Below are 25,666 nucleotides of genomic sequence, written 5' to 3' on the forward strand. Positions count from 1 at the left end.
TTTCGTGGATGGATTTGGGGGACTGTTGCGTTCGCTTTGGCCCTGACCTGCGGATGGGTCGCAGGCTGGGTCCTCGGTTGGTCAATGCTCCAAGCTGAGGATTTTCACGTCGGGTCAAAGGAGGCAGCGCTGCGCGTCGTTGGAATGACATTTTGCTATTCGGTGTTTGGAGCGGCGGCTGGTCTTTGGGCTGGACGGAAATCCCGGAAGCCTTTACCAAACTGACCAACTACCCGACCTCAATTAGGGTCCCTATGGCTATCCTTTGGTTCTCACCCCCTGTGTACGTCAAGACGGAACAGAAAGGCTTCCGCTACGGGGTCCACCACGTTCATTCTGCGGCTGAGGAACTCGTCTTGTGGACCAAGCGTGGCCCTAGGTGGCAAGAGGCAGTGCACGTCTGTGTGGATGCTATCAGCGGTAAGCTGTCCCCAAAGCAGGCCCGTCACGCGTTCGAGCAGGCTGCCGAGGAGGAGGGTATGCTCTTTCCTGATTAGGACGTCTCATGGCGGCCCTCCATTGGTTCTACCCTCCGGTCTGCGTAAGGGGTGATCGGCCCGGCATGAGGTACGGGATCACTCACGTCGAGGGTGCATCCGAGCATCTCCTCAAGTGGACCAAGCGTGGCCCGAGGTGGAATCTAGCGGTGCGCGTATGTGTGGCCGCACTGGCCGATGAGGTTCCCCCTGAGGAGGCCCGTAAGGCATTCCTGGCTGCTGCCAAGGAGGAGAAGATGTTCCTTCCTGATGTCTAGGGTCTCCTGGGTCCCTCTGCCCCCTAAGCCCACCCTGGGGAGAACTCCAAGGCAGGCTCAGGTGGCTATCAGGTGGCACTGAAGGGTCCCCTTAAAGGTCCCTCTCAGGTGCCACTTAAGGGTCACCTTAAGGGGGAGAACCTTTGGGGTAGTGCTAGTGGTGTCCCTATTCAATCTGAGGGTATCTGAGGGGGTACAGCGAGGCTTTAGCCGAGCCTCACCGTTGCCCCATCCAGTTGGGACCAGACACAGCAGACCCTCCCAGAGCATTCTCCATGAACCTAGCCAGCTCTGCATCGAGCAGCTCAGCCTTACGCTGGTCAGCAGCCACGGTCGTGTTCCGAGACATGCATTCCAGCCAGTAGGCCACACAGCCGGCCAGGGCATCGAGCCTGTCGTCATGCGCTAGGGCACCACGGGCTCTGGTGATCCTGGTCATCTGGTAGAACAGCCGGGTCTTGTTGACCTCGTCAGCCGGGAGGTTCTCCGTGCTGGCGTAGTCCTTCTCGATCACCGTCTCGCAGACCACCAGCCTGTGCTGGTTCATGATCGGCTCAAGGGTGTCGATGATCCGGGCTTCCTTCTGGGTCTTCGACCATTCGGCATCCTCAATCAGGACCGGGTAGAACACCGCGGATTTTGCCCTGAGGAGCTGGGCGAACATGCCGTCACCGAAGTTGGGCTCGACCTTGATGATGTTGACGCCCTGGTCGCGGGCCGTGGTCAGTATCTTGGTCAGGGTGTCATCGCCGTAGCCGGCCGAGCGCACAGCTCCCATGGCTGTCAGGTAGAGGGTGCCGTGGAGCATCTTGACGACGGCCCAGGCGGTCTCGTCCTTGCCGCGCCCCGAGGGATCGACGAACATGGCTGAGCCTTCGTAGTCGAGGTAGTCCTTCTCGATGAAGATGGGGCGGTTGTAGCGGTCACCGGGCAGCCCCACGTTGGGGAGCTTCTCGTGGACCTGTTCAGGACCTGAGCCCCACACAACGGACCTGGGGGCCTTCTTCGGGTTCAACCCCATGACGATGAGGTCGTTCAGCTTCAGCGGGAACTTGTCCTCGTCCGACAGGCTGGTGTCGAGCATGAACTGCAGGGAGAAGCCTGAGCGCCCATAGGACAGCTCACGTTCGCTTAGGTCGACGTCATTGAACCGCTGAGGGTCCGTTGGGTCACCCACGCGCCCACTGTCGAGGTCGAGGTCTCGGCCGATGATCGGGGCAAGTCTCGAGCCGTACTTGGCGCGGCGCTCCTCGTCGGGATACCTGGCTGGCCAGATGCGGACGACGTAGCCACGCTCGGGCAGCTTGTTGTAGATCGACTGCTCGGTCTGAGGGGTGCCAAGGAAGATGATCCGGCCACCGGGGGATAGCACGGCGTCGAACTCTTTGATCTGCTCGGCTAGCTTGTCGCGCTTGAGCTGGGTGTCTGAATTGTTCGGGACTTCGATGTCGTCGGCGATGATGTAGTTGGCGCGCGAGCCGGCGATCTGGGACGTGATGCCCAGGGATTTCACAGAGGGGGCGTGGGAGGCAGCGGCCGGATGGACGTCAAAGGCTACCTTGGACATCCTATCGTCGCCTGTTGGCCGCAGGTGGGCCAGCAATTCCATCTCAAAGATCAGACGGAGCGTGAAGGTCGAGAAGTCGTCGGAGCGCTGCTTGGAGGCCGAGATCACGAGGACTTTGGCCTGCGGGTCGCAGTAGAGGAGCCAGCACACAAAGGCCGAGGTGACCCAGGATTTGCCGACGCCACGGAAGGCTTCGATGATGAGGCGCTTCGGGCCGTGCTGAAGGAATGAGGCGATGTCGTACTGGAGCTTCGTGGGCTCCGCATTGGGCAGGACGTGCTTCCACACGAGGAATAGGAAGTTGCGGAAGTCGTCGCGAATTGGATCTCGCTCCGTCGACAGGTGCGTCGAGGAGGTCAGGGATTTCTTGGTCATCTTCTCCGGTAGTTGGATGGGGCCGTAGAGGCCGGCGGGAGCGCTCAGGACGAGCGTTGTGAGCTTGGGGGCTGTGTGGTTGCTGAGCGACCTAGCGCTCGTCCTGAGGCGTCCGTTAAGCCGCTATGAGCGACTCGATTGCAGGCTTGAAGGCGTCTGCCCAAAGCTGCTGGCCGGCATCGTTGAAGTGGACGATGTCGATGTAGTAGTTCGCGGACCAGTAGGCGAACTGCGGGATGTCGAGTTCCACGAGGCGCTCCGCATACGTCGCGTAGTTGGCGCGGAGCCAAGTGTTGTACGAGGTCCGATAGGTCTCCTGCTGCGTGGTCGCGGTGTCCCGGTAAGGGATCGTTGCGGCGATGAGGAGCTGGCTGGCGTGGATGCCGTTCGCGTAGCTCTGGAAGTCAGCGATGAGCTGCGCGTCCGTCCTACCGTTGGTGATGTCGTTGATGCCTGGGCCACCCATGCAGACGATGTTCTTGGTGAACGCAGCGTCGTACTGGTTGGTCACGCGACCGGCGACGTTCGTCACCATGTTGCTGAGGTACTGACCACCAACGGCCATGTTGACCGCGTAGATCGGCGTTGACACCGACTGGATCAGCTTCTTCGTCCACGTCTGGTTCTTGGAGTGACCAGAACCCTCGGTCCTGCTGTCGCCGTCGAAGACGACCTTGACAGTGGATGAGGTGACAACGTTGCACTGGGCCTTGAGGGCAGCTTCGACAGCCAGGCATTCGGCATCGGACAGGGCTGCCGGATAGGCAACGTAGGCGATGATGTCGAACTCACCGTCGTAGCTGGACGGCGTGGTGGCATTCCACCTGCCGAAACCCTTGCCGGTCACGTTGCCTGCCACAGGGGCCGTGCCCACGAGGAACAGAGAACCGTTGACGCCGAACTGCTTACCTGTCGGACCACCTCTCCAGCGGAGAACGCACTGGTTCAGCGGCGGTACCTTTCGGGGACCCGTCCGTGTGTCGTTGAAGGGCGTCGTGTTGTTGCCCCTCAGACCGACGTTTGCCGTCGTGGTGAACAACGACACAGTCGTCGCGTCTGCCGGGAACGAGCCGTAGTAGTTGTCGTTGAGCGAGAAGTTCGGGGAGAGCAGGTAGAACTCGGTGAAGTTCTCCTTGGCGATGGTCGGGCCGGTGGTGCAGGCCGTGAACTTCGAGCTTTGGTTCTGGACCAGTGCGGAGCTGTCGAACGAGATCGAAGGCGCGCCATTGTACAGAACCTCGGGGAAGACGCCCGGCTGGTTGACCTTGGTCGCCTGCTCTTGGTGGAAGCCGTTGCCCGTCTGATCGTACCACTTGCGAAGCCCAAGAGCGCTGGCACCACGGAACGATGTGGCGGCTGCGGTGTCGAAGTACTTCGAGCCGAAGCTGATGTCCTGCTCAACGTCATCGACGGCGCGCTGAACCCGGATCGCTGGGCCTGAGTAGGCGGCGAGAAGCCTCGTCGTTCCATAGACGACTGCTGGGGCTGTCGAGAGGACCGGCAGATAGGTCGGATCGACAACGACCGGAGGTGGCTCGGACGGAGCTGCGACCGAGGTAGAGGACCACAGGACGTCGCTTAGGACGCCCCTGAAGAACATGTAAGGGACGCCCATTAGTAGATTGCAGCCACGATGGTGCCCGACGTGAACTCTGCGGTCTTCACGCCAACGCGGAAGTACCAAGCCGAGCCGGACACGCCCGTCTTCTCAGCGGCAGCCGTAAACTTGTCGATGTCGAACCATGTAGCGGCGTCCTTGGACCGCTGGACGGTCACTGTTGCGACGAATGTGCCGCTGATCGAGACGTCAAAGATGTTGCCGGACTGGATTAGGACAGCGGGGGTGAAGGTGTTCTGTGTGGTGATGTTCACTTAGTGTCTCGCTTGCTCGTCATGTTCAGAGCCGTCGAACGGGAGGCTCGCGGCGATGTCGTTGAGAACCTTGTTGGTGCCCGGAACGACGGTCGTATTGGTGTCCTTGAGGAACTGTCGGATCACGTTCAAGGAGGCGGCGTCGGGGCTTAGCCGAACGATCTCGCCTTCCTTGTCCATGACTGTCTTGCCCTCGGTGATGAGCTTGTTCAGCTCACCAGCGAAAGCGTCGAACAGGTCCGCGAGGGCCTTGTTGTCAGTCTTCATTTGCGGTCCTTGTGGAGGATGTCTTTGGTGCGGCCGATGATCTGAACAACGAGCCAGATCGTACCCAGGATTGGGGCGATGATCGCGGCCCCGTCAGATACGGACTGGAGCATGGGAAGCCAGACAGGGCTCGCGACAGCAGAGATCGCCACGCCTGCTGTGGTGTTGTCCAAGGTAGTGGTTCCTGTGATGAGAGAGAGGGCAGCCATTAGATGGCCTTAGCGAACACCCAGAGGTCGTCGATCTGCTCGGGGGTGATCGAGAAGACGGCTCCCATGGTGTTGATGAGTGGGTGCTTGCGAGAGAATGTGGTTGCCCACTTCCACTCGATCTTGCCCTCAGGGTCGTTGACGAGGACAGCTTCGATGGCATCCTCGGTGATCCCGATGGACTGGAGGGTCAGCCTAAGCTGCCTTGGGGTGATTGAGGGCATCGCCGCGCGGCGCTCCTCAATCGTCGGCTCAGGGGGCGAAGCATACGGAGCTGCGATGGCCCTGGTGGAGGCGTAGAGCTGCCTGCCAAGAGCCTCAGGGTCACTCGGGGATGCAGTGAAGGGCACCCACCCATGGACTGGGTGATTGACCTCCACGTCGATGGAGCCTGCTGCGTTGAACTTTGGGTGGCGGTATTCCATTAGGCGATCCTCACGAATTGAGTGAACCGGGCGTAGTTGGTGCCAGTGCTGTAGGAAGACCGACCCAGTGCGCGCCATGTGCCAGACAGAGCGGACCCACCCTTCGTCACGGTACGGTCGCCCGAAGGAGCGTTATCATCCGTCATGGCGGTGAAAGAACTCAGTTGCAGACCAGCAGGCTGGATGGAGGAGCCGGCGTAGGCCCCACCTTCGGTAATTCCGGTGTTGTAGATGTAGCCAAACACGGACGAGCCAACAGCGCCGTATGCAATGCCAGCGATGGCTGAGCCGACTGCGGCTGAGGTTATTGTAGCGTCTGTGCCGGCTGTGCCTTGTGGACCCTGCGGGCCAGTCGGACCAACGGGACCCTGCACACCCTGGATACCTTGGTCACCCTTAGATGACACGAGGTTCCAGTAGGTCGCATTGGTCGGGAGGTTACCAGTCGAGGCCAGGATGTTGATGTAGGCCGCGCCGTTGTAGGCGACGACATCCTTCGGGGTGTAGGCGGTCGGGCCTGCGTAAGCGCCACGCCAGATCATCCCTGGGGTGCCAGCCGCTCCGGTTGCACCAGCCGCGCCCTGCGCACCAACTGGGCCTTGAATGCCTTGGATGCCCTGAGCGCCGGCACCAAAGGCGATCCCTGCGGACCAATCTCCTGAGGTTGCGCTGAGCTTCCAGTAGAGAGTGCCCGTTTCGATATCGAGATAGGAGAAGCCAAGGGCCTGAGCGTTGAACGCAGAGCGGCCTGCGGTCAGACCTTTGCCATCCGGGGAGTAGTTGTCGCCGGCTGGACCTTGTGGACCTTGAAGGCCCTGCGTACCCTGAGGACCCACTGGTCCGGGGGCCCCTACATCGCCCTTGTCACCGGTCTCACCCTTGGGCATGTCCGCCGGGGAGTAGGCGCGGAACTGGCCGTCTGCGTCGAAGCCGAGTGCGTTGTTCCTGCGGCTTTCGATTGATGGGAACTCCAGCGCCACGCGGCCTGCGTCACTGTCTGGAGGCACGAGAGCGCTGGACTTCACTAGGAGAGCTGCGTCGGCCGCTTCCTGCGCCACATACATGGCTTGGAGGGACTGACGATTGAGGTCCACCGAGCGGAGAGATGTGCCGTCGCCAATGGTGACCAGGGGGCTGTCGCCGGGTGTCTCGCGGGCGATCTTGATCTTACCAGCGAGCGTCGGAAGGGTGGTGTTGGTACGGACGGAGAAAGGCCCAACCCACGCGAAGTCGCCATATCCGACACCATCGACATAGACTTTGACGTGGTCTCTGGAGAGGTACGGGAAGCTGAAGGTGAAGTCCCTCGTGACGCCATCGGCATCATAGAAAACGAAGGACTTGATTGGTGAGGTCATTGTGATCCTTGAATAGAAAATGGCCCCCAGGGGTTAGCCTGAGGACCTGCTTAGGTGACCGTTTGTGGAGCTATTTGCTGTCGCGTGGAGCGAACCGTGGGAGGTTCCCAACCATGCCGCTGATGGCAGTGGTGACGGGCAGCGAGTTGCCGAATGGAAGGACCCGAGCGAGCGCCCGAGCTTCCTCCTGCGACCATGCGCGATCCTCGGCCAAACCGGCGATGCCACGGAAGGCCTGCGCTATGTCGTCCAAGCCACCCGTCGTAGGGTTGCCGAACATCATGTTGCTTGCCTGACCGGTGGTGCGGGTGTGGCTGAACAGTGCGTTCTGCCCGGTGAAGTAGGCTCCGGTGTCAATGAGCATAGGAATGATGGACGACGCGCCAGCCCTTGCGAACGCGGCCTCGCCGATCTTGTCCCAGCCCAGCCGCTCGTCGAGGTACTTGTCCCTATCCGAGCGCCCGATTGAGGCGATCTTGGACTGGACGACATACGACAGGCCGGCGAAGCCCATGGTAGCGGCCAGTGCCTTTGCGGCAGTGCCGTCGCGCATGTGCATCGACTTCAGGGTGTTCTTCTCGTAGGCACCGACCATGAAGGATCGGAACTGCATGAGCAGCTTGGCAGCGGGATGAGACATCCACATAGCCATGTTGCCGATATCGTTCTTCTGGATGATCGTCGTGCCGAGGCGGTAGGCTGCCTGACGGAACGCTTCAGCGGCTTCCTTGTCGGCCCACTTAGCGAAGTGAGCGCGGGCGACCTTCTTCTTTGTGAGAAGGCCAGTCGTGTACTCGAAGTTGCCGGGGTCCTTGAACGACTTGAGAATGCGCTCAGACATCGTCAGGCCCTTATATGTGCCCTCCGTGGCTTTGGTCACGGTATCGACACCGAGGTCGGCGAACCGCTTGGCGCTGAAGGTCTTGCCACCATGCGCCATGTCAGCGAAGCGCTGGACGATGGAGGCTGCCGTCCACCTGTTGAGGGCGACGTTGGCAGTGGTCAAACCTGAGGTCTCCGAAGTGAACCTTCCGGCCACGTTGAGGGCATGCTCAGCCTTGTCTCTCCAGGTCCCCGAGGGTGCATCGTGGATGCCCGTCAGGTCGTCGAAGCGGTACTCAGCGGCTGCCGTGAGACGCTCGCCACCGAAGCCAGACCAGACCTCAATGTCATCAGCCAAGCCAGACCGTAGGATGGTCTCGCCGTCCTGGCTGACGATGCGCCTGAAGGCCGGCATCTGGGAGAAGGAAGCCTTGACGCCCAGGTGAGCGATAGGCATTCCGACTTCAGAGACCTGAGCAAAGCCAACTTGGTTCATGATGCGAGCGAAGTTGAACTTGCGGATCAAACGACCCCAGTGACCAAACGCGGTGTTCTCGACGTCATTGACCGGACGGCCCATGATCGACGAGTAGGCGAAGTTCAGGCGCTTGATGTCTGCCTCGCCCTGCTGAAGGGTGATCTTGCCAGCCTTGCGGAGGTCGCCGTTCTTCTGGACTGCCTTGTCGATGAGCTGCCGCCACTCGCCGTCACTGGTGATGCCGTTGACCAGTAGCTCGCCAGACACAGGGTCCTTGAAGCGGTAGCGGGACAGCGACACGCGGCCCATGGTCGGCCGGATGTAGCGGTTGAAGTTGCCCACGGCGTCCTGCGAGAGGAGGTCCATGATGCTGAGACCCTTCTCGTCGGCGGTGCCCAGCTTGGTCATAGGCGCGTTGGCACCTTCCAGCCTGTAGGTCTCGTCGAGGAGCATGCGGCGCTTCAACGTTGCGTCACGGCCGACATCGCTCTTGGGTGTCTTGTAGGACTCGAGCAGTGCGTCGGCGTCAGCACGGTCGAGACCACCGTGGTTCATGAGGGTCTGGACCAGCTCTTCCATGTCTTCGAGACCCACGTTGCCGTGAGCCATTGCTTCTAGGCCATGGGCGCGGCCGATGATGGCCTTGGTGAAGCCAGCCGCGAGGCGGGTAGCGAGGCCCGGTTCAATGTCAGCCTGGGCCGACTTGATGGAACCCTCAATGAGCCGCTCGATGGTCCCATCAGCATAGTCGCCGTGGGCCAGGATGAGGCGCTGCTCGTCCCAGTAGCGGGGACCAGACCAGTTGGCGTCAGCCTTGATGTCGAGAGCGCCGGCTACCGGTCTACCAACAATGCCCTCACGCTCGAAGGGGTTCTTCATGAGCCCGAGGGTCTCGTGATAAAGCTCCTGCATGCGCTTGGCCGTGATGACCACAGACTTGGGATAGCGGGTGGCCCGGTCGCTGCCCTTGTCGAACAGGTACTTGTTGATCTCGACGCCGAAGTCATGTTCAGCGCGGCCGGAAAGCCTTGCCTTCGCTCCGATGCCCTTCTCTTTGATGAAGGCCTTGAGCTGGGGATGAGCGACGCGGCCGAGGTTGGTCGAGAAGTAGGTGACCAGACGGTCCTTGTCCTCAGACGCGGCGATGGCGTTGATCGCGCCACCCTTCTTGCCCACGCCGTCCTGCACGAGGCCAGCGAGGCCACGCGTCACGACATTCTCAGAGCTGTGGAGGTAAGCCGAGAGGGACACGCGGCCCTTCCCGAAGGCGGTCTCCTGCATGTCCTTGATGTCGAGATACTCGAACGCGCCATCCTTGAGGAAGGTGTCGTTGAGCGGGGTCTTGGCAGCACCGACGGAGCCGGCGTTGAGAGCCGAGCCAGAGACGCTGTCCTCGTAGGAGGCGACCTGACGCTGCGCTGCGCGCTGGACCATGGCACCTTCTGATACGGTGGCCGCGTTGCGCATGAGACCGCCAGCCATGCCGCCGATGCCAATGCCCATGACCGCTCCGTAGAAGAGGTCGGCCTTCTGGTGGTTCGGGTTGAACTCTTCCTTGACGCCTTCCGACGCCAGGGCACCCAAACCGCCACCTACGGCACCCGCCAGGACACGCCCGATGCGGTAGCCACGCTTGGCCAGGACCAGCTCAGGGGCCAATGAGCCCACCACGATGTCGGTGCCAAGGGCAATCGGATCGAGCATCTGAGCGGTGATCTGAAGGGCAGCACCGGTCATCCCGGCTTGGCTCAATCGGACGATCCTATCGTTGTTGACTGAGGCTGCGTTGAGGTTCTCCTGATAGTGGGCCTCGGAGTGGCTGGTGCTGATGTAGTCCTGATTGGTCTCGTCGACCGGGAGGCCACGAGCTTCAAAGTCAGCCTTGATACGGTCGGGTGTCAGGACGAAGCCTGGGTCTTCCTTGGTGTCCGTACGGCCGGCGAAGGGGTTGGTGACGTTGGTCGCCACGGCGTCCTTGGTGGTCTGCCATAGCGAGGGAGCGACCGGGTCGGGCAACTGGACCTGCTTAGCGGGACCCTCAGGAATCTCCATGGCTGCCGAGCTGAGATCAGGAGCGGAGCCGCTGTTGTACTTGGCCGCACGTGCAGCACCGAGGTCAGCCCGAGGGCGCTCCCAGTGGTTCACGAAGGCGACCGCAGCGGTCTGAGCTGAGGGTGCCGCCATGACTTTCGCCCATGCTGCTGCCTCGGGGCCTGCGTTCTCCTTCATGAAGAAGTCGAGCTGCGTGTTCCCGTCGTCGACAGACTTGCCCTGAGAGGCAGCGAAGCTCTCTAGGTTGGCCTTCCTCTGACCATTCCACTGGGCGAGCCCGATAGCGTTGCCGTTGTCGCCAACGATGCCCGTGTCAAAGCCGCTCTCGTCGCGGAAGTTCATCGCAACGCCTTGGGCGACGTGGGTAGGTACGCCGCGCTTGGTAAGGCCAGCGACGACTTGAGCTTCTGTCAGCCTCATGGGGCTCCTTGTGGGGTTATGGTGAGATGGCCCCGCTTTGCATTGCAGGGAACGGGGCCGTGTCAGTTATCGTTGGGTGAGCGGGGAAGAGATGCGTCTGCCAGTCGACTTCCAAACTGGAGCTGATGCCCCGTCAGGGAAGTCGAACTTCATGATCTCGCCGGTCTTGCCGTTCAGCCACCCGGTCTCGCCGGATACTGCTGGCAGTCTGGTGTAGCCCTTGGAGGCAGCACCACTCTCAACGGCGCTGTCTCGCAGCACCTTGGTCTTGCGGTCGTTCTCTTTGACGGCACCGCGCTGTCGGACCTGACCCGTGGTGACGAACGACATATTGCCCTGGTCGTCGAGGACAGGGCTGAGAGTGTCCTTCTCCACGACGATGAAGCGGCCACCTGAGGGTCCACTGGTGGAACCTGCGGGGATGACTGCGAGGTCGCTTGGGGACAGGCCGTTGCGTTCCATCACGAGGGGACGGTTCTTGGCGTAGTCGCCGAGCTGCTCGTCCAAGACCTCAGAGAAGTTGTCAGGGACATGCATGCCCTGCAGATCGAGCAGGACACCGTTGTACGTTGTAGAGGTCGCCTTGACCGCCTCAGAGGCCATGGTGATCGCCTTGTCCATCGGGACGCCGTTGGCGTTCATGATGCCCAGAGCGAGCTGTGTGACCCGCTGCTCGGCCACCGCGGAATTGGCAGGCTTGGTGTCGTTGGTGCCCCAGAACCAACCCGGCTTGGAGCCCAGGCTGTTGACCGCCGAGCGGACCTGTTCGTGCTGCTTAGGCGATATGCCTGGCAGTCCCTCAGAGCTGATCTTGGTGGCCCTTGTGGCGAAGTTGATGGCTTCCGAGCTGTCCATGCCGAGGTACTGCTGACCGGCCAGATAGGTCTCAGCGAAGTCGCGGTCCTTCTCGTCCTTAGCGTGGGACAGGAGGGACTGGGTGCTTTCGTTGCGGAGCCACTTGTAGGCTTCGAGCTTGCTGACCAGCTTCTTCTCAGCTTCGGGGTCCTGGCTGATGCCGGCGTTCGCCATCTGGAAGATGCCAGAGACTTGCTTCTCCAGCTCGGGGTCGTTCTTGTTTCCCATTCGGAAGACGCGAAGCTCACGAGACATCCGTTCAGTCCCGGTCTCCCGGTTCTTCTCGGCGATCTGGGCGCTGGTCTTCATGTAGCGGTAGATGACATCGTCGCGCTGGCTGTCGGCGGTGATGACCTTCTCCTCGCCAGTGATCGGTGAGGTGTAGCGCCGTTCCTCAATGCCATCGAGATTTCCCGTGGCCATGAGTTCAGCGTTCTGGGCGGCCACTCCGTCGAGGAAGACACTCTCGGCCTTCTTGCCAATCGCCTTGCGGGCAACTTCCTGGATTTGCAGGATGCGGTCGCGCTGGGCTGGATCTTGGGCGAGCGAGGTAGTTGCGCCTCCACGGCCCTTACGGGTCGCAGAGATGAGCGCTAGGGCCACCTCAGGCTGCGTCTCGGCACGACGTGCGGCTGCGTTTAGGCGTTCCTGATCGAGCTTGTCGAAATCGACACCGAGGACACCATCCTTGCCGAGTGAGGCATAGCTGCCCATGACATCCTTGGCGATGTCGTCAGGGTCTCGGCCGTTCTGGATGCCAGCGTTGATGACGGTGTCGAAGCCTGCGAAGGCCGCACCGAGCTGGTCCTTGTTGAAGTTGTCGACCTTGCGGCCCTCGACCACGTTCTGGGCCTGATTGCGACCCTGGTCCATCTGACGGAGGTACTGGGCGACGAAGTTGGGATCGTTGCCGTACTTCTCCATGTCGGCCTTGATGGCCTCGGCGTACAGCTTGTCGGGATCGCCAGTCCAGTCGTGGGTCGTGTTGAGGGTGTTCTGCAGCTCAGCCGCTCGGCTCTGGCCATAGGACGAGCCCCATAGGGAACCCATGCCCTTCTGGACGAAGTCGTTGGCGTAGGCCGGCATCTGGCCACCCTCAACAGCCTTGCGCTGCTCCTCGATGGTCATGCCCGAGAACTTCTTCTGGGCTGCCATCAGCTCCAGCTCATTGGACTTTGACTTGTCCTGAGTGACCGCAGCGTAGCGGCCGAGGGAGCCCGAGAAGGAGCCCAGCGCGTCCACTAGGCGGGCTAGGTTCTGATCCTCCGGTGGGCGAGGTGGGGCGACGTATGTGTCGGTTACATTCTGGGCAGGCTGGAGCCGGATGTCAGACCGCAGCTCGTCAACTTGTACGCGGCCTTGAGCCATTGGTTATCCTTTGGATTTGAATTGGGTCCAGGCGTCTACGCCCGAGCCGAGGATGCGGATTGCCGCGTCGGCGAATGAAGGCCTCTGGCCCTGGTCGACGGAGTTGATGCGCCCCTCGGCTGTCGCCCTGGTGCTGTCCATCTGGTCCCTTAGGGCACTGGCGTTCATCTGAGCGTTGTTGGCCAGGGTTCGCTCGTATCGACCCTGCTGGCCATAGTAGTCGGCGATCAGGCCGTCGACGGAGAGACCCATAACGCCGGCTTCACCGGCCGCGACGGAGGCAGTTGCCCGACCCTTCATCGCTTCGATGTTTAGGTTCTGAAGCTCCTGGCCCGAGGCAGCATCATCTTGGAGCTGGCGGTTCTGGATCGAGGCGAAGCTATTCGCGGCTGCCTTGTTCGCGGCATCGCGGTTGTTGTGGTACATTTCCTGCTGAGCTTCGTACTGCTGCTGCTGGCCGGCGTATCCGAGGATCGATCCGAACGCAGAGACAGCCACGCTCAGGATAGCTGGGCACATGGGCTTTATCTCAGTCTTGCAAATTCGTGGAAGGGACGCTTCTCCACGCCGTACTCAGGATGGGTCCTCAGGAAGGAGAACCCCATTCGTTTGAGCCAGCGGATGTGCGTGGTGTTTCGCGCGTCTATGTGGTTGCCAAGCAGCGGCCGGACACGGTGAAGCCTATCGAGCCACTCAGGGGCCAGCTTCAGGAGGTCTCGGCGGTGCTTGAAGATGTCGGGGCTCGTGACCATCCAGACGATGCCTAGATGGTCCATGCCCTTGACTGGGTCGATCCCGAAGAGGCCAAAGACCTCACTGTGCTGGTCGACCCCAGCCCATACGCAGTCGCCCTGAACGAGGAGTGGCAGAACGATCCCAGGCTCCATGCCCAGGGCTGCCCTGCATTCGTCTCTGTCTGCTGACCGCAAACGCGGGGCCAAGGATATAGCGTCGGACACCTTGGCCCCGCGTATTGTGATCATCAAATCCTCTTCGATTTCGGGACGTAGTTGGCGACCCACTCAGCGGAGAGGAGGGAGCAGGGGAGGTAGCTGTCGTTGACGACGCTGATCTTCACCCGGTCGTTCTTGCTCAGGATCGGGACGCGGATGTTCCCGTCGCTGAGGTGGACGCGGTCAACCCGGTTCTCAGGGTCACCCATAAGGCGACCGTTGGTGACATAGGTGCGGACATCCCCAGACATGGTTGTCACTTCGACCTTGAAGTAGGCGGTCTTGGAGAACAGGATCAGGAGCTGCAGGAGCTGTAGCCTCCCCTCGGTGATGACGCTCGTTCCGCCCTGCGCACTCTGCTGACGAAGGTAGATCGTCGAGAGGTCGTAGCGCATGGAGTAGAGGACGCCGAAGTACAGTGGTATGCCCCTCAGATCGCCGCTTAGGGTGACCGAGGTTGGTGAGGTGGCGAGGATGGCAATCTGCAGGCCGGGGTTCAGGACCGAGGTCGAGGAGCCGGCAGTCACGCAGATGTAGTCGTTGGCCAAGTCGAAGGGCACGAACACTGTCGTCGTGTTGGCGTACGCATCGAAGGAGTCATAGAGCCGGTCTGCTTCCACCTTGAAGCGTCGGTCGAGGTGACAGACGAAGGTGGAGAAATCGTCCACCCCACCGGGCTGAACATCCATCACCTCAAGGAACGCCTCTTCGCCCCGAAGGAGGACGAGGATGAGCTGGGAGCCGATGAAGCCCATGTCGAGGACCTTGTCCACGCCTGGGAACGTCCACTGAGACCACGAAGCCTGGAGCTTCTTGTTCTCGTTCCAGTAGTATTTGTAGACGTACAGAGTATCCAGCCGCCCATCGCACTGAGCCACAAGTATATCCTCGTGGGTCGAGGCTATGAGCTTGGTCACCGCACCTGGGAGGTATTGGGGCACATGGCCCGTGATGTCCTCTGCGGTGGCTGCTCCGGTGTTCTGATCGACGTTGAACTCGCGGACCATAGAGAACTGGCCACGGTCGACAGGGAAGAACACCACATCACCGGCTTGCACCGGTCGGGCTGTGGAGGATGCCGAGTAAGAGGTGACCGGACGGATCGATGCTGTCTTCGGGGTCAGCAGCTCGTTGCCCTTGAGCGTGAACTGCATCTGGTCGGCGAACATGACGAGCATGTCGGCGTAGCTCAGTGCCGAGCGTAGGATCGACACGCCGCTCTCGACCGCAGCGACGTCAATCGGATCGTCGTCGAGCAGAGCCGTGGCCGTGGCGCGCCAGTAGTTGTAGTAGCTGCCGTGGCGGGACAAAATGACGTTCTCTTCCGACAGGAAACCAAGGCGGTTCTTGAAGAAGAAGACATCGTTGATCGTCTTGCCGACGAAGGATGGGGACGGGCAGGTGTTCTCGTCGCCGGCCTTGCGCTGATCCCACACCGACTTGCGGAAGGTGAAGGTGCCATCGGCCTCACGAACGAGGACGTGGGGCATGGTTGACGCGTCGAAGGCAATCGACATGCCCGGCTTGGCAATCTCGCGCCAGACGCCAGGGGTGCTTACAGGGTCACTCGGAGACTGCTTGCCGAACCTGACGAAGTAGTCGTCGTACTGGGTGCCCACGGAGCCTGTGACGTTGATCGCCATACCGCTCTCGCAGAAGGCCGGCAGATCGGTGAAGTCCTGCACGGTGTTCTGGACAGCCTTCATGGCGAAGCCGTTGTAGCCGTCCTCGATCCCGATGGAGAACGCGGTGCCGTCGTCCTTCTTGATGTAGAGGGTCCCTCGGGTGACCTTCACGGTCCAGCCGCCAGCGGCGTTGATGCCGTTCGCAGCTAGGTTGGTGTCAGTTGCCTTCCATTCCCAGCCGCCATTCTCTTGGTCGGAGTCAGTCCTCTCCAGCGCCACAGTTTCGCCGGTAGCGAGCCTGCGGGCTATGAAGGCGGTGTCGACAGCGGGGGACTGGTGGGAGTTCGTGCCATCAGGGGTGCGATACCAAGCGACCACAGCACCATTGATCATGATCTTGTAGTTCTTGCCGTAGTTGCCGGCCATGACGTGTACCAGGGCCTCGCTGGGCGAGACTGGCTCGATGATGGCTGGGTCCTTGGAGGTTACCTTGGTGCTGTTCGTGATGAACGTGAAGTCGCCGTTTGTGACCGTCCTGTAGGGCGGCTTGAGGGGACCTGGGGCGTAGTCGAGGTAGCCGATGCCGTCAGGCGTGTTGACGATACGCTCGCCGCCATCAGACAGCCCGAAGACCCGGATGCCAGCCGAGGACATGATGACCTCGTAGCGCTCAGAGGCGTCACGGTTGATCATGTGTGTGTGGATGAGGCCGTCGAAGCCGCCACCAAGAGAGGCACGTCGCTGCGTCGGTGGGCGCTTCTTCAGGCCGTCGACGACGGTCGAGTAGGCGTTGAGCTGGAGATCGCCCTGTGAGGCGAGGCGAAGGGCAACAGCTTGCTGGCTGACCCCATTCGCGAAGTTGGGGATAGTCCCGGAAATCTTAGCCATTTAGACGCGGCTTTGAAGGTCCCGAGCGAACTGGCTGTTGAGCATGTTCGGGCCGGTCGAGCGCAGCTCCTCGTCCATCATCGTGGACTTGGCTTCGGACTCGTCGGCGGCGGAATAGGAGTGAGAGGCGGTGTCGCCGAAGTAGCGGTCTTGGTACTTCCGAGCAGCCCGAATGGTGATGTAGAGGCGGGCCGTGGAGGGCAACTCCTCGAACGCCAGGGCAACCACGAGGGTCACCGTGGGGGCAGCCGTCCAGACATAGGTCTTGTCGGTCTCGTTGTAGAGCCTAAGGCCGCGCTGGACTGCGTTGATGCTGGCCGTTTCGCCGACTGTATCGACCCCGAGGGTGTTCCTGGGGAGGACCACGGTGCCGTCTTGGTCGGGGGCTATGACGAGGTTGTTCTCGGTATTGAAGTTCCACCCGCGCGTCTGGACCTCGACTGAGGTAGCTCGGAGGGTGTTCATGGCGAGCGAGGCGTCGATCACGGTGTTCTCATCCAGCGTGGACACGGGGCTTTCGCTGCCGGTCGCCAGGATTTCGTTGATCGCCTCAAGCTCTGTGAATGGGGTTAGGCCAGTGGCCATCAGGTCTCCAGAGGTCGGGGTGGGAGTTGCTAAACGAAAAAAACCGGAGCCCTGCTAAGGACCCCGGTTTTGTTGGTGTGGAGGGCTGATTAGGCCGTCTTCAGTTCGAGGCCGCACTCAGGGCGCAGACCGCCGTGACCGACTGCATACTTCGCGACGATCAGGGTGCCCTGACGCGAGACCATGTATTCGCTCTCGATTGCGACATCGAGCAGCTTCACGGTGCCCATCAGGCCCTTGTGCATGATCAGGCCAGCGGTGTTCGTGAACACGCCCTGGTACTTGGTCGGGCCATCCACGACGGACGTGCCGTTCGGGAGGTTGATCGACTTGATCAGCGGGATGTCGGCGATCTTGATGACCTTGCCGTCCGAATAGGAACCCTTGCCGTCCCAGTCCTTGTTGATGACCTTGGTGTTCTGAGCCAGGGCATAATACTGGACGGGCTTCAGGAAGCCGTAGCGGTCGCCGGCAGGGATGTACTTGCCGTCGAGGATTGCAGCCGCGTCGAAGAACGAGGCAGCCATGACGTTGCTGTCCGTCAGCATCGCCGCGTTGGTGATCGCGCCGCCACCCGGCAGACCGTCGAGAACGGCAGCGCCGCGCGAGGTCAGGATAGCGGTACGAGCGACGTTGCGGTCATAGGCCTGGGCCAGCTCTTCGCCGAGCTGCTTGGTCATCTCCGAACGCGTGTCGAAGTGGTTCATCGCCTCGTAGATGTTGGCGGTGAAGTAGTCGGTCAGGAGCAGATCGTCGATGGTGATGACGCGCTCGTTGAACTTGGCGACCGTGCCGAGAACTTCCGTGCCCGGGGTGTGATAGCGAGCGCCGCTCGTGCGACCCGTGACCGGGAACGAAGCGGACTTGCCGTTGGAGATGTTGCGGACCATGTGCTTGTCCGCGAACTCGACCGTCTGAGTGAAGGCCGTGAGGATTTCCCCGGTTGCAACCTTGACGAAGTTTGCGTCAAGAGCGCCAGCGCCATTGGCCTGACCGAGGTTAGAGACTACGCCGTTTGCCATAGTATAGGTATTTCCCGTGTTTGTTCTGAGGTTTGTGTGGGCCTCGGAGCAGCACTGGATGACTGTTGGGGATTATCCTGCTTCAATGACCTCAGTCACTGTTGGAGGGTCGCCAAGTAATCGTCTGGTGAGACTTCCTTGGTTCCTTGTTGTCACCGGCTAAAGAGCGGTGTGACATTCACAGAACTTGGAACGGGAATTGTGGATTGCAGGCTTAAGCGATTGTGCCTAGCCACGGAGGTCGGAGTAGATGATGCTCAGACGAAAGGAGATTCGGACATGCACATCAATGCCAACAAAGCTGGTTCATTCATTGCCGTGGCCCACTACGCAGGCGACAGCGTGAAGACTGCTTCCTTCGCCGCAGATGCGACGATCAAAGAGGTCTTCGAAGTATTCTGGCCCGAGGAGGATGACCTCGGTGCGCTTGTGGGACGATTTGCTCTGCCGACACGCCTTGAGATCACACCGGACGAACGGGTTGTTCCACCCGATGAGCGATTTAAGGGCGCGTTCAATCATATGTTCGGCGAGAAGGGCAACGTGGTCTCAAAGGACAGCGAAGAAGCCTAAGACGTTCAGATTGTATACCTATGTCGACCCGGCGCGGATGCTCATGGGTAGAAGCTGCGCAGAAATGCTACGACGTAGCCCGACTTCAGCACGTGAAAAAACTGCCTGCCACCCTGCAAGATGATTCCCGCGAAGTAGGCTCGGAGGTCCGTCCCCACCATCTGGATCACAAAAGCGGAGCCGCCACTCATGCCGTCCGGGTCGACGGAAAGAGGCTCTGTCGCGCGCACCCGGATCAAGGCGTCGTCTTTCGGCTGTCCGTCCGGCACGCACGCGACGTTAAGGCGAGCCAGCCCAAGATGGTTTCTCTCTTCCAAGTCGTAGGTTTGCCGTGCGGACGGATAGCCAGTCAGCAGCATCGCCATCACATTTGTGACGGGCGTGTCGGGCGGCAATTCCGTCAGATCGAAGAAACGCCTCTTCAGATCGGGGTGCGCTGCAACGGGCTCTGTGAAATCGAAGGCAGCGATGTCATTCGCGTCGGTGTCTGAACGCACGTGATAGGTCCTGTAGCCCCCCGACGTGACGAGCAAGCCTCCGTCGTCCTTCAGCATCGCCACCTGCTGGGGGTCTACGTCTCTGAGTTGGTGATTGCTGCATAGCAGAATGTACCTGCCGTTGAAGTGGACGGCGGTCGCAGACCCGACCAACGACACCTTGTACATCTCGTGGTTGTTGTAAACGACAAGGTTGAACGAGTAAGCCGCCAAAGTCCGCTCGATCGACCTTCCCGGCACAACGAGCCCATTCAGCCTTACGCTCAGTTGGGCGAAATCCTTGAAGAGCCTCCGTTTGTTCATCGCTGCGAACTGATTCCTTGGCCTATTCCTACATACGCGGGAGACGCTCGCGTGGCCTGCTCGCCGGCCATTCAATCTGCCACGTTTCGGTTCGTTGGGGTATGGGTTTCGAACCCATGGCACCGCGTCACCAATAGTCCACTCTGGCAACGATCTGATTGTAGGTATTAGCGGGCGGTGATCTTCAGACCCGAGCGGGCTTTGCCGCCTATGGTCTTCTTCTTGTCCATGCCCGCGAGCATCTTGTCGACCTGAGAGTTGATGCCCGCATTGCGGTCAGTGCCAAGGGCGGAACGGACGCTCTTGATCAGGCCGGTCGACCTTGTGGTGCCAGTTGGGACGATACCGAGGCTCTTCTTGGCCGGGGTTGCCGCAGGGGCGCTGGAGGCAGCAGCGGCGAGGGGCCGGGGCTTCTTTACAGCGGCAGCAGCAGGGGCAGCCTGAGTTGGCTTTGGGGTCGGGATCGGAGCTTTCTTCGGGGTCGATGCGGCGAGCTTAGTGGTGTAGCGCTTGCCTTCCCATGTGAAGACCTTCTTGCCTGACTTACGTGCGGCAGCGAAGGCGGATTTGAATGTGGACATTAGGTTCCTGATCGGGTTGCGAGGGTTTCGTAGAAGGCGATCAGGCGTCTGCCACAGTCGGTCTTCTCGGCCTCGGAGGCTTTGAGATCAGCGATCAGGAGGAGAACCTTCTTCTTATCCATGGTGCCAGCAGCGGGCTTAGGAACCAGCGTGGCGTCGGTGAAGCAGATTGTCAGATCGGCTGGGAGGACGGGGTAGTTAGGGGCGGCGAACCTACCAGAGGTCGCGCAGCCGCTCAGTGTCAGTGCCATCAAGGCACACAGCACCAGTGACTTCGAGCGTTTCCACATAGTCGTTGAGGTTGCCTATCTTGAGCTTGAGTGCGTTCTGCCGTTTGGCAGCTTCGGTGGCGAGGATCGTGTCTGCCTGTCGAGCCACTTTCTCGGTGGCCAGGGTCGACTTAGTCAGCTCTAATGTCTCGGTGAGCTGTGCGAGTTCCTGGGCGTGATTGCTGTCGATCCTGCCCTTGGCGTAGATGCCGCCGACGATGAGCAGGAGGAGGACCGCACCAGCGATCCATGCGTATATCTTAGGGATCATGAGGTTCCTCTGTTATGGCCTGCCTGAGGTCCATGTGGCCGATGGTAACGTAGGCCCCGTAGACTGCCGGAATCATCACTGTGATCCCCACGGCAGCCGTCTCTAGGCGCATCGCAATGGACGCGAACAACGCCGTGAACGAGAGTACGAGGCATACGGCCAGCCAGACCTTTGAGGTGAGCCTGCGACTACGCCTTGCGGCCACCCTTGAAGCCTTCGATGTTGCCGAGTTCGTCCTTGCGGACATCGAAGCTCGGGCATGCCTTGGCCGCGTATTCGTTGTGGCCGGCGATGCGCTTGATGGGGTACTTGTGGACGGCATCGACAGTCAGCCGCTTCATGGCGACCTTCTGGGCAGGCGTACGGGTATCCTTGGCAGCCTTGCCGTCAGCCGTGCAGCCGCCGATGTAGCTGTAGCCGATGGAGCCGGTGTTGTGGCCGGCGACGTGTGCGCCAATGACGCTCTCGGCGCGGCCCTCTTGGACAGTACCGTCGAGCAGGACGATCTTGTGGTAGCCGACACCTGTGAAGCCGCGAGCGCGATGCCAGCGGTCAACGTCAGAGATGTCGAAGAACTTCCCCTCAGGTGTCGCGGCGCAATGCCAGATTAGCGTGTCAATGGGACGCATGAGGTTTCCTTGAATTTCATTGGGAGAGGGAACGAACTCTAGTCCCTCAATTACAGTGCCCCTTACCGTGGACACCGACCGCCATATTTAGATCTTGTTGGAGCGACCGAGCTTGGCCGAGATGGCGGCACGGTAGGCAGGATCAGACTTGTACTTGGGGTCAGCCATTGCGGCAGTGACCTGAGCCCAGCTATCGAACGTATCGACGGGATTGCCTGCGGGCTTTCCGCCTAGCAGGACAGGGTCCTTGCCGTTGGCGGCTTCGTACTTCGCCTTGAGCTGTTCCATTGCGATGACGCCAGCGTTGACGTCGGCATGCTGGAACTTCTCGTTGAAGGCATCGATCTCAGCGGGCGAAACTCCGGTGGTTGCCCACGCGAAGATACGGTCCATACCGTCCTTGCCACCGGCAGCTTCGGTGATACGCTGAGTGGCGATCTGACCAAGAGCTTCCTGGCCGGCGATGTAGCCGTCAACAGTTGCCTTGTCGAAGCCCTTGGCGGCGAGCGTCTCGTAGCTGGCTTCCGACAGAGCGCCGGCTTCAGCGTACTCAGCATCGAACGTGGCAAGGCTGAACGGTTCTGCGTCTTCGGCTTCCTCGGTCTCCTGCAGGGCAGGGTCGAGGTCATCGAGATCGGCATCGTCGTCGACCTTGGGAGCGCCAACCTTCTTCTCCAGCTCGGCATAGGATGCGAGCAGAGCTTCATGGTTCACGACACCCTTGGCGGCATCCCAGAACTTCTCAGGGACACCCTCAGGGCGCTCTACAGGAGGCGGCGCGTTCTTGGCAGCTTCATCAGCCGCCTTCTTGGCCTCGATCTGGGCGCGAGCTTCTTCCTCGGTCGTCGGTGCAGTGGAGGCCGCGAAGGCCAGGGCCGCTGCGTCTTCTTCTGCCGTCGACTCAGGCGCCTGGACGATTACGGACTGGATCACACCTGACATTAGTGAGCGGTGTAGACCGAGCCGCTATCGAGCAGCGTCTGCTTGTCGGACAGCTTCGGGGCTTTCGCCACCTTGGCCTTGGGTTCGGCTTTCGCCTCAGCGACCACTTCGGCCACTACTGTTTCATCAGCCATTGGGTTCTCCTTCAGTGGCAGTTTGGTTCATTTGCTCTTTCGCCATGCCGCCCATCTGGGTGATGGCCTGGGGTCCGAGGTTCTGTGCGAGGGCCATCATCTGGGCCTGTTGGTCGGCTTCAGCGATCTCTTCGTCGGACTTGATCAAGCCGCCCATGTCGATGCCAATCGCGGCACCACGGCGCTTGAAGTATTCCCCGACGTTGAGGTATCGGCCAACCTGTTCGGGACCGACGACTTGGTTGGACCCGGCGATCAGTGTGTCGAGCTTCTGGAGGTCTGACCCACGGCCGAGGGCGTCAATGCCAGTCACGATGGTCGTGCTGGTGATTTCCTTGGGCAGCGGCGGGACCTTACGGACGAACTCCATGCGAGCGGAGTAGAGGACCGCGACGGGCTGCTGGAACTCTTCGGCGAGCAGCGAGTAAACGCCACCCAGGCCCTGGTCCAGCTCATTGGCAACGAACTTGATCTCCTCGGCTGTGACCCGCTCTCCGTCGCGTTGGCTGTGGAGAAGGAAGGCAAGCTGGAGGCGTTCGGTGATCGACCCGATCATGCGCTCGGCAACGGCAAAGTCGGACTGCTTGTCCAGCCGTAGCGGGACTACAGCGTTGGCCTCAGCCTGCACGAAGCCACCATTAGGGGCATCTGCGAGGGCCTTAGGCTTGACCGTGGAGTTGGGAGCGACCAGCCAGATGACCTTGGCCCCTTGGATGGTGCCGTCACGCAGAGCTGCTGTGAGAGCGTCGAGGTTGGCTAGGTCGCCAATGTACTCGTCGATGAAGCCGCGACCATAGTCCTCGCCTTCGATGTAGGTGAAGCGCAGAGGTATCCAGGGCAGCTTGTCCTTGGGGTATGAGCCCGAGGTCTCGCCTTCGATTAGAACGCCCTCGATCTCCTGGCTGACGGTGTACTTCTGGCCAGTCTCGTCGAGGGTGATGTGCGTGTAGATGTCGACCTTGGCGTCCCGCTTGGCCTCGGCGGCGGTTGGGACGGTATTGATCTTGGCCATGATGTCGGCCGGAAGAGCAGTGCGGGCGATGGTCTCAAGGAGAACGATGTCGAGGATGGTGCCAGAGGCGTCACGCTGCACCACGTAGGATGACAGGCGGTGGGCTCTCGGCTTACCCTTCTTGGGAATGTGCAGGAGGCAGTTGCCGGCCAGCAAGAGCTGACGGAACACCTCGAACGACACCGGGCGGAACATCGAGCCGTTCATCTCGGACAGGACTGCCCGTTCGCGAGCGCTCAGTGCCTTCTCGATCTCGCCGCGCTTATCATCGGCCTTGGCCAAGTTAGCGAGTGCCAGGTCGTCGATCTCATATTTGAAGAATGGGGCGTTGACCGGGAACAGGGAAACCTGGAGCTTTGAAGCCAGGTGTCTAAGTCCACGAGCGCCAAGACTTTGGTTGGGCTCTACGAATGTGGTCGAACCTGTCGTCCCGACTTTGGGGAACAGGTACGGGACCGTGAGTTCAGCAGCCCTGACGGCCCGCTTGATATACGGGTCTCGTTCAGTGGCCAGTGTTTCGTATAGAGCCTTCGCGGAAACGACTTCCGTGTCGGGCAAATGTTACCTCGGGATGTTGACGCCAGTGGCACCAGCAGCCAGGGGGATCGTAAGGGAGGAGCGGCCTGTCCGTGCGCGAGCTGCCTTGCCGGCGTCGTTGTTAGCCGAGCGGGCGGTCTCGTTCAGGACTGGAGCCTTGGGTACGGCGAGCAGCGGCGGGGGTGGCTGAACCACATCCGGCTTCTCGATCTTAGGTTTGCTTAAGCACATTAGGGATGCTGTCGTCTTCCTGATTTTGGAGGGTGCCTTGAAGGTATTGGATGACCCTCTGCACTCCGATCAAAGCCCCAAGCTCACGGTCGGAAATCTCTATGTTCACAGGGAGGGTGTTGGGAAAGATAACCATAAGGCGATCTAAGAGGTCCCTGGAAATAACTACCTGGGGAATGAACCCGTCGATAGTGCTAGTGGTGTCCCTATTCACTTTCGAGGCTTCCGAACGTTACGACATGGACAGGATGAATAATGTCAAGCATCTTATCCTTCAGGTCGGCGATGCTTCCATCGTTCGTGACAATGTGGTTGACCCAGTCGCTGCTGATGCCGGACTCCGAGGCGTGGCTGGAGGTGCCTCTCCGGTAGACCTTGGGGTGCAGCCTGACGACTTCACCACCGGCAGCCATGACGGCCTCGGCCTCGTTCTCAAACCGGCAGTCGTCGGTGACCACCGGCCCCTCGACGCTGTCAACCTTCCGCTCCCAGCTCCTGATCCAGAAGTCGTCGCTCATCAGCCCACGGCCCCATTCGGAACCCAGGGTCTGCATTGCGTGGCGCGGCGTGGCACCGTTTAGGTACAGGTCAGGGACTTCTTTGAGGTCACCCTCGATCCGGCGCTCGATCTGCTCCGGGTCTTCCAGGCCGACGCTCACATAGAACGCGCGGAGCATTGCCTTGAGCGGGCCTGAGAACTTCACCGTCTGGTAGCCGTGGGCGTCCACGAGATACCGTCCAGCTTCCGACTTGCCGGACCCCGCAGGACCCGACAAGGCTATTACTTTGGATGCCAGAGGATCGGTTCCTTCTTGACATGGTCGTAGTCATCGTTGCGGAGGATGCGGGCGAGGCGGGCTTGCAGCAGGGCGTCATCGAAGGTCTGGCCGGCTTTGACGAACTGGCTCACCACGGCTTCCCATTGGGTCGCCATCTCGACGGTGCGCCACTTCAGCTCGGTCTCGCCTTTGCGTTTCCCTGAGGTGAACTCATGGGTGTATTGCTCCCACCCAAGGTTCTCGTTGAGGGCAGCCAGGGCGGTGACAGGGCCGAGACCAGGGCAGCCGGGATAGCCGTCCGTGGTGTCGCCGGTCAGGGTCTGGAAGAGCCAGTTCTTGTCGGCCTCCTCGCGACTGATCTTGGTGATCTCGCCGTTCTGGTAGAGCAGGCCTGGGATGGTCTTCATGTCCTTGTCGGCCGAGCAGATGATCTTCTCGCCCTTGATCAGCCGAGGGTTGGTGGCCAGGATGCCCATGACATCGTCGGCCTCGATCCCGGGCTTGAGCTTGGCACCTTGCTCCTCGATCAGCCATCGCTTGACCTCACCAGTTCCAACCGGCTTGCGTGACCGACCAGCCTTGTAGGGTGGGTACATTTCGTGGCGGAAGGTGAGGCCTTGGGACAGGGTGATGATGGCTGCGTCTGCCTTCAGGTCCTTCTTCAGGCGGGCGATAGTCGCCATGATGGTGCTTTTGACTTCCCCCACGTCGCATGTGAGGGTCCAGACGTCGTCGCCCCAGTCGGTCTCTGTTTCCAGGGCGGCTCCGGTTGACACGACGAGGATGTCCCCGTCGATCAGAAGTGTTCTCAATCAATTACCTCAGTTTGTTCGGTGTGGAGGATGCCGCAGCCCTCGCGAAACATCTCTGCCTCCTCGTCGCCGAACTGTGCGTCGATGGCTGTGATGACTGCTTCGTCTGATGGCTCTCGTGCCCAGACGTAGGGGCCGACGTCGTCACCACTCTCGGTGCGGCCGGTGGTGACCCAGACGCGGGTCATTCCACGATCCCGT

Annotated in this window: 27 protein-coding genes; 3 read left to right on the forward strand and 24 right to left on the reverse strand. The window is 60.7% G+C overall.

Annotation, left to right across the window (positions count from 1 at the left end):
- Positions 1–254: 254 nt before the first annotated feature.
- Complete coding sequence (locus NKJ08_RS14660) at positions 255–497, forward strand: DUF982 domain-containing protein (protein ID WP_352782154.1); 243 nt, start codon at positions 255–257, stop codon at positions 495–497.
- 65 nt (positions 498–562) lie between these two features.
- Complete coding sequence (locus tag NKJ08_RS14665; RefSeq protein WP_352782156.1) at positions 563–754, forward strand: DUF982 domain-containing protein; 192 nt, start codon at positions 563–565, stop codon at positions 752–754.
- Between the two features lie 217 nt (positions 755–971).
- On the opposite strand, the gene terL is transcribed toward NKJ08_RS14665, so the two are convergent.
- The 14 genes from terL to NKJ08_RS14735 form a co-directional block, all read right to left on the reverse strand.
- On the reverse strand, positions 972–2,696 hold the full coding sequence (gene terL / locus NKJ08_RS14670; RefSeq protein ID WP_352782086.1) for a phage terminase large subunit: 1,725 nt from the start codon (positions 2,694–2,696) through the stop codon (positions 972–974).
- Positions 2,697–2,811: 115 nt separating this feature from the next.
- Positions 2,812–4,296, reverse strand: coding sequence for an SGNH/GDSL hydrolase family protein (locus NKJ08_RS14675; protein WP_352782088.1), 1,485 nt, complete (start codon positions 4,294–4,296; stop codon positions 2,812–2,814).
- A 14-nt stretch (positions 4,297–4,310) separates the two neighbouring features.
- The gene (locus tag NKJ08_RS14680; protein ID WP_352782090.1) at positions 4,311–4,568 is read right to left on the reverse strand and encodes a hypothetical protein; all 258 of its coding nucleotides are present in this window, start codon (positions 4,566–4,568) and stop codon (positions 4,311–4,313) included.
- Complete coding sequence (locus NKJ08_RS14685) at positions 4,569–4,835, reverse strand: DNA packaging protein (RefSeq protein WP_352704396.1); 267 nt, start codon at positions 4,833–4,835, stop codon at positions 4,569–4,571.
- Entirely contained in the window at positions 4,832–5,008 is a 177-nt protein-coding gene (locus tag NKJ08_RS14690; protein ID WP_352704394.1) for a hypothetical protein, read from the reverse strand. Before NKJ08_RS14690 ends, NKJ08_RS14685 begins: the two co-directional genes overlap by 4 nt.
- Positions 5,009–5,043: 35 nt before the next feature.
- The gene (locus NKJ08_RS14695) at positions 5,044–5,469 is read right to left on the reverse strand and encodes a hypothetical protein (protein WP_352704392.1); all 426 of its coding nucleotides are present in this window, start codon (positions 5,467–5,469) and stop codon (positions 5,044–5,046) included.
- Entirely contained in the window at positions 5,469–6,827 is a 1,359-nt protein-coding gene (locus NKJ08_RS14700) for a phage tail fiber domain-containing protein (protein ID WP_352782092.1), read from the reverse strand. Before NKJ08_RS14700 ends, NKJ08_RS14695 begins: the two co-directional genes overlap by 1 nt.
- A 70-nt stretch (positions 6,828–6,897) precedes the next feature.
- On the reverse strand, positions 6,898–10,599 hold the full coding sequence (locus NKJ08_RS14705) for a phage tail tip lysozyme (RefSeq protein ID WP_352782094.1): 3,702 nt from the start codon (positions 10,597–10,599) through the stop codon (positions 6,898–6,900).
- A 66-nt stretch (positions 10,600–10,665) separates the two neighbouring features.
- Positions 10,666–12,696 carry a hypothetical protein gene (locus NKJ08_RS14710; RefSeq protein WP_352782096.1) on the reverse strand — a complete coding sequence of 677 codons (2,031 nt, stop codon included), beginning with the start codon at positions 12,694–12,696 and terminating at the stop codon, positions 10,666–10,668.
- 129 nt (positions 12,697–12,825) lie between these two features.
- The gene (locus NKJ08_RS14715; RefSeq protein ID WP_352704384.1) at positions 12,826–13,341 is read right to left on the reverse strand and encodes a virion core protein, T7 gp14 family; all 516 of its coding nucleotides are present in this window, start codon (positions 13,339–13,341) and stop codon (positions 12,826–12,828) included.
- A 5-nt stretch (positions 13,342–13,346) separates the two neighbouring features.
- Entirely contained in the window at positions 13,347–13,805 is a 459-nt protein-coding gene (locus NKJ08_RS14720) for a phage protein Gp13 family protein (protein ID WP_352782098.1), read from the reverse strand.
- On the reverse strand, positions 13,805–16,288 hold the full coding sequence (locus NKJ08_RS14725) for a phage nozzle protein (RefSeq protein ID WP_352782100.1): 2,484 nt from the start codon (positions 16,286–16,288) through the stop codon (positions 13,805–13,807). Before NKJ08_RS14725 ends, NKJ08_RS14720 begins: the two co-directional genes overlap by 1 nt.
- The gene (locus tag NKJ08_RS14730) at positions 16,289–16,873 is read right to left on the reverse strand and encodes a phage tail tubular protein A (protein WP_352782102.1); all 585 of its coding nucleotides are present in this window, start codon (positions 16,871–16,873) and stop codon (positions 16,289–16,291) included. It lies immediately after the preceding gene.
- A gap of 89 nt (positions 16,874–16,962) precedes the next feature.
- A complete protein-coding gene (locus tag NKJ08_RS14735) occupies positions 16,963–17,895 on the reverse strand; it encodes a major capsid protein (protein ID WP_352782103.1) in 933 nt (310 codons plus the stop codon).
- Positions 17,896–18,096: 201 nt separating this feature from the next.
- Between NKJ08_RS14735 and NKJ08_RS14740 the strand changes: the two genes are divergently transcribed.
- Complete coding sequence (locus NKJ08_RS14740) at positions 18,097–18,468, forward strand: beta-propeller fold lactonase family protein (RefSeq protein ID WP_352782158.1); 372 nt, start codon at positions 18,097–18,099, stop codon at positions 18,466–18,468.
- Positions 18,469–18,509: 41 nt separating this feature from the next.
- Here NKJ08_RS14740 and NKJ08_RS14745 read toward each other — a convergent pair whose 3' ends face one another.
- The 10 genes from NKJ08_RS14745 to NKJ08_RS14790 all read right to left on the reverse strand — a co-directional run bounded on the left by NKJ08_RS14745 (position 18,510) and on the right by NKJ08_RS14790 (position 25,653).
- Positions 18,510–19,268, reverse strand: coding sequence for a hypothetical protein (locus tag NKJ08_RS14745; RefSeq protein ID WP_352782105.1), 759 nt, complete (start codon positions 19,266–19,268; stop codon positions 18,510–18,512).
- Between the two features lie 167 nt (positions 19,269–19,435).
- The gene (locus NKJ08_RS14750; RefSeq protein WP_352782107.1) at positions 19,436–19,849 is read right to left on the reverse strand and encodes a hypothetical protein; all 414 of its coding nucleotides are present in this window, start codon (positions 19,847–19,849) and stop codon (positions 19,436–19,438) included.
- A 213-nt stretch (positions 19,850–20,062) separates the two neighbouring features.
- A complete protein-coding gene (locus tag NKJ08_RS14755; protein ID WP_352782109.1) occupies positions 20,063–20,389 on the reverse strand; it encodes a hypothetical protein in 327 nt (108 codons plus the stop codon).
- A gap of 188 nt (positions 20,390–20,577) precedes the next feature.
- Entirely contained in the window at positions 20,578–21,018 is a 441-nt protein-coding gene (locus NKJ08_RS14760) for an N-acetylmuramoyl-L-alanine amidase (protein WP_352782111.1), read from the reverse strand.
- An 87-nt stretch (positions 21,019–21,105) separates the two neighbouring features.
- Positions 21,106–21,951, reverse strand: coding sequence for a capsid assembly protein (locus NKJ08_RS14765; RefSeq protein ID WP_352782113.1), 846 nt, complete (start codon positions 21,949–21,951; stop codon positions 21,106–21,108).
- A gap of 8 nt (positions 21,952–21,959) precedes the next feature.
- The gene (locus tag NKJ08_RS14770) at positions 21,960–22,094 is read right to left on the reverse strand and encodes a hypothetical protein (RefSeq protein ID WP_352782115.1); all 135 of its coding nucleotides are present in this window, start codon (positions 22,092–22,094) and stop codon (positions 21,960–21,962) included.
- A complete protein-coding gene (locus tag NKJ08_RS14775) occupies positions 22,087–23,664 on the reverse strand; it encodes a portal protein (RefSeq protein ID WP_352782117.1) in 1,578 nt (525 codons plus the stop codon). Before NKJ08_RS14775 ends, NKJ08_RS14770 begins: the two co-directional genes overlap by 8 nt.
- Positions 23,665–24,080: 416 nt before the next feature.
- Positions 24,081–24,602 (reverse strand): deoxynucleotide monophosphate kinase family protein, encoded by a 522-nt coding sequence (locus tag NKJ08_RS14780; protein ID WP_352782119.1) that lies wholly within the window; start codon positions 24,600–24,602, stop codon positions 24,081–24,083.
- A gap of 53 nt (positions 24,603–24,655) precedes the next feature.
- The gene (locus NKJ08_RS14785; protein WP_352782121.1) at positions 24,656–25,465 is read right to left on the reverse strand and encodes a hypothetical protein; all 810 of its coding nucleotides are present in this window, start codon (positions 25,463–25,465) and stop codon (positions 24,656–24,658) included.
- On the reverse strand, positions 25,462–25,653 hold the full coding sequence (locus NKJ08_RS14790; RefSeq protein WP_352782123.1) for a hypothetical protein: 192 nt from the start codon (positions 25,651–25,653) through the stop codon (positions 25,462–25,464). Before NKJ08_RS14790 ends, NKJ08_RS14785 begins: the two co-directional genes overlap by 4 nt.
- Positions 25,654–25,666 lie beyond the last annotated feature (13 nt).

Source organism: Mesorhizobium sp. M0244 (assembly GCF_040321795.1).
Lineage (GTDB): Bacteria > Pseudomonadota > Alphaproteobacteria > Rhizobiales > Rhizobiaceae > Mesorhizobium.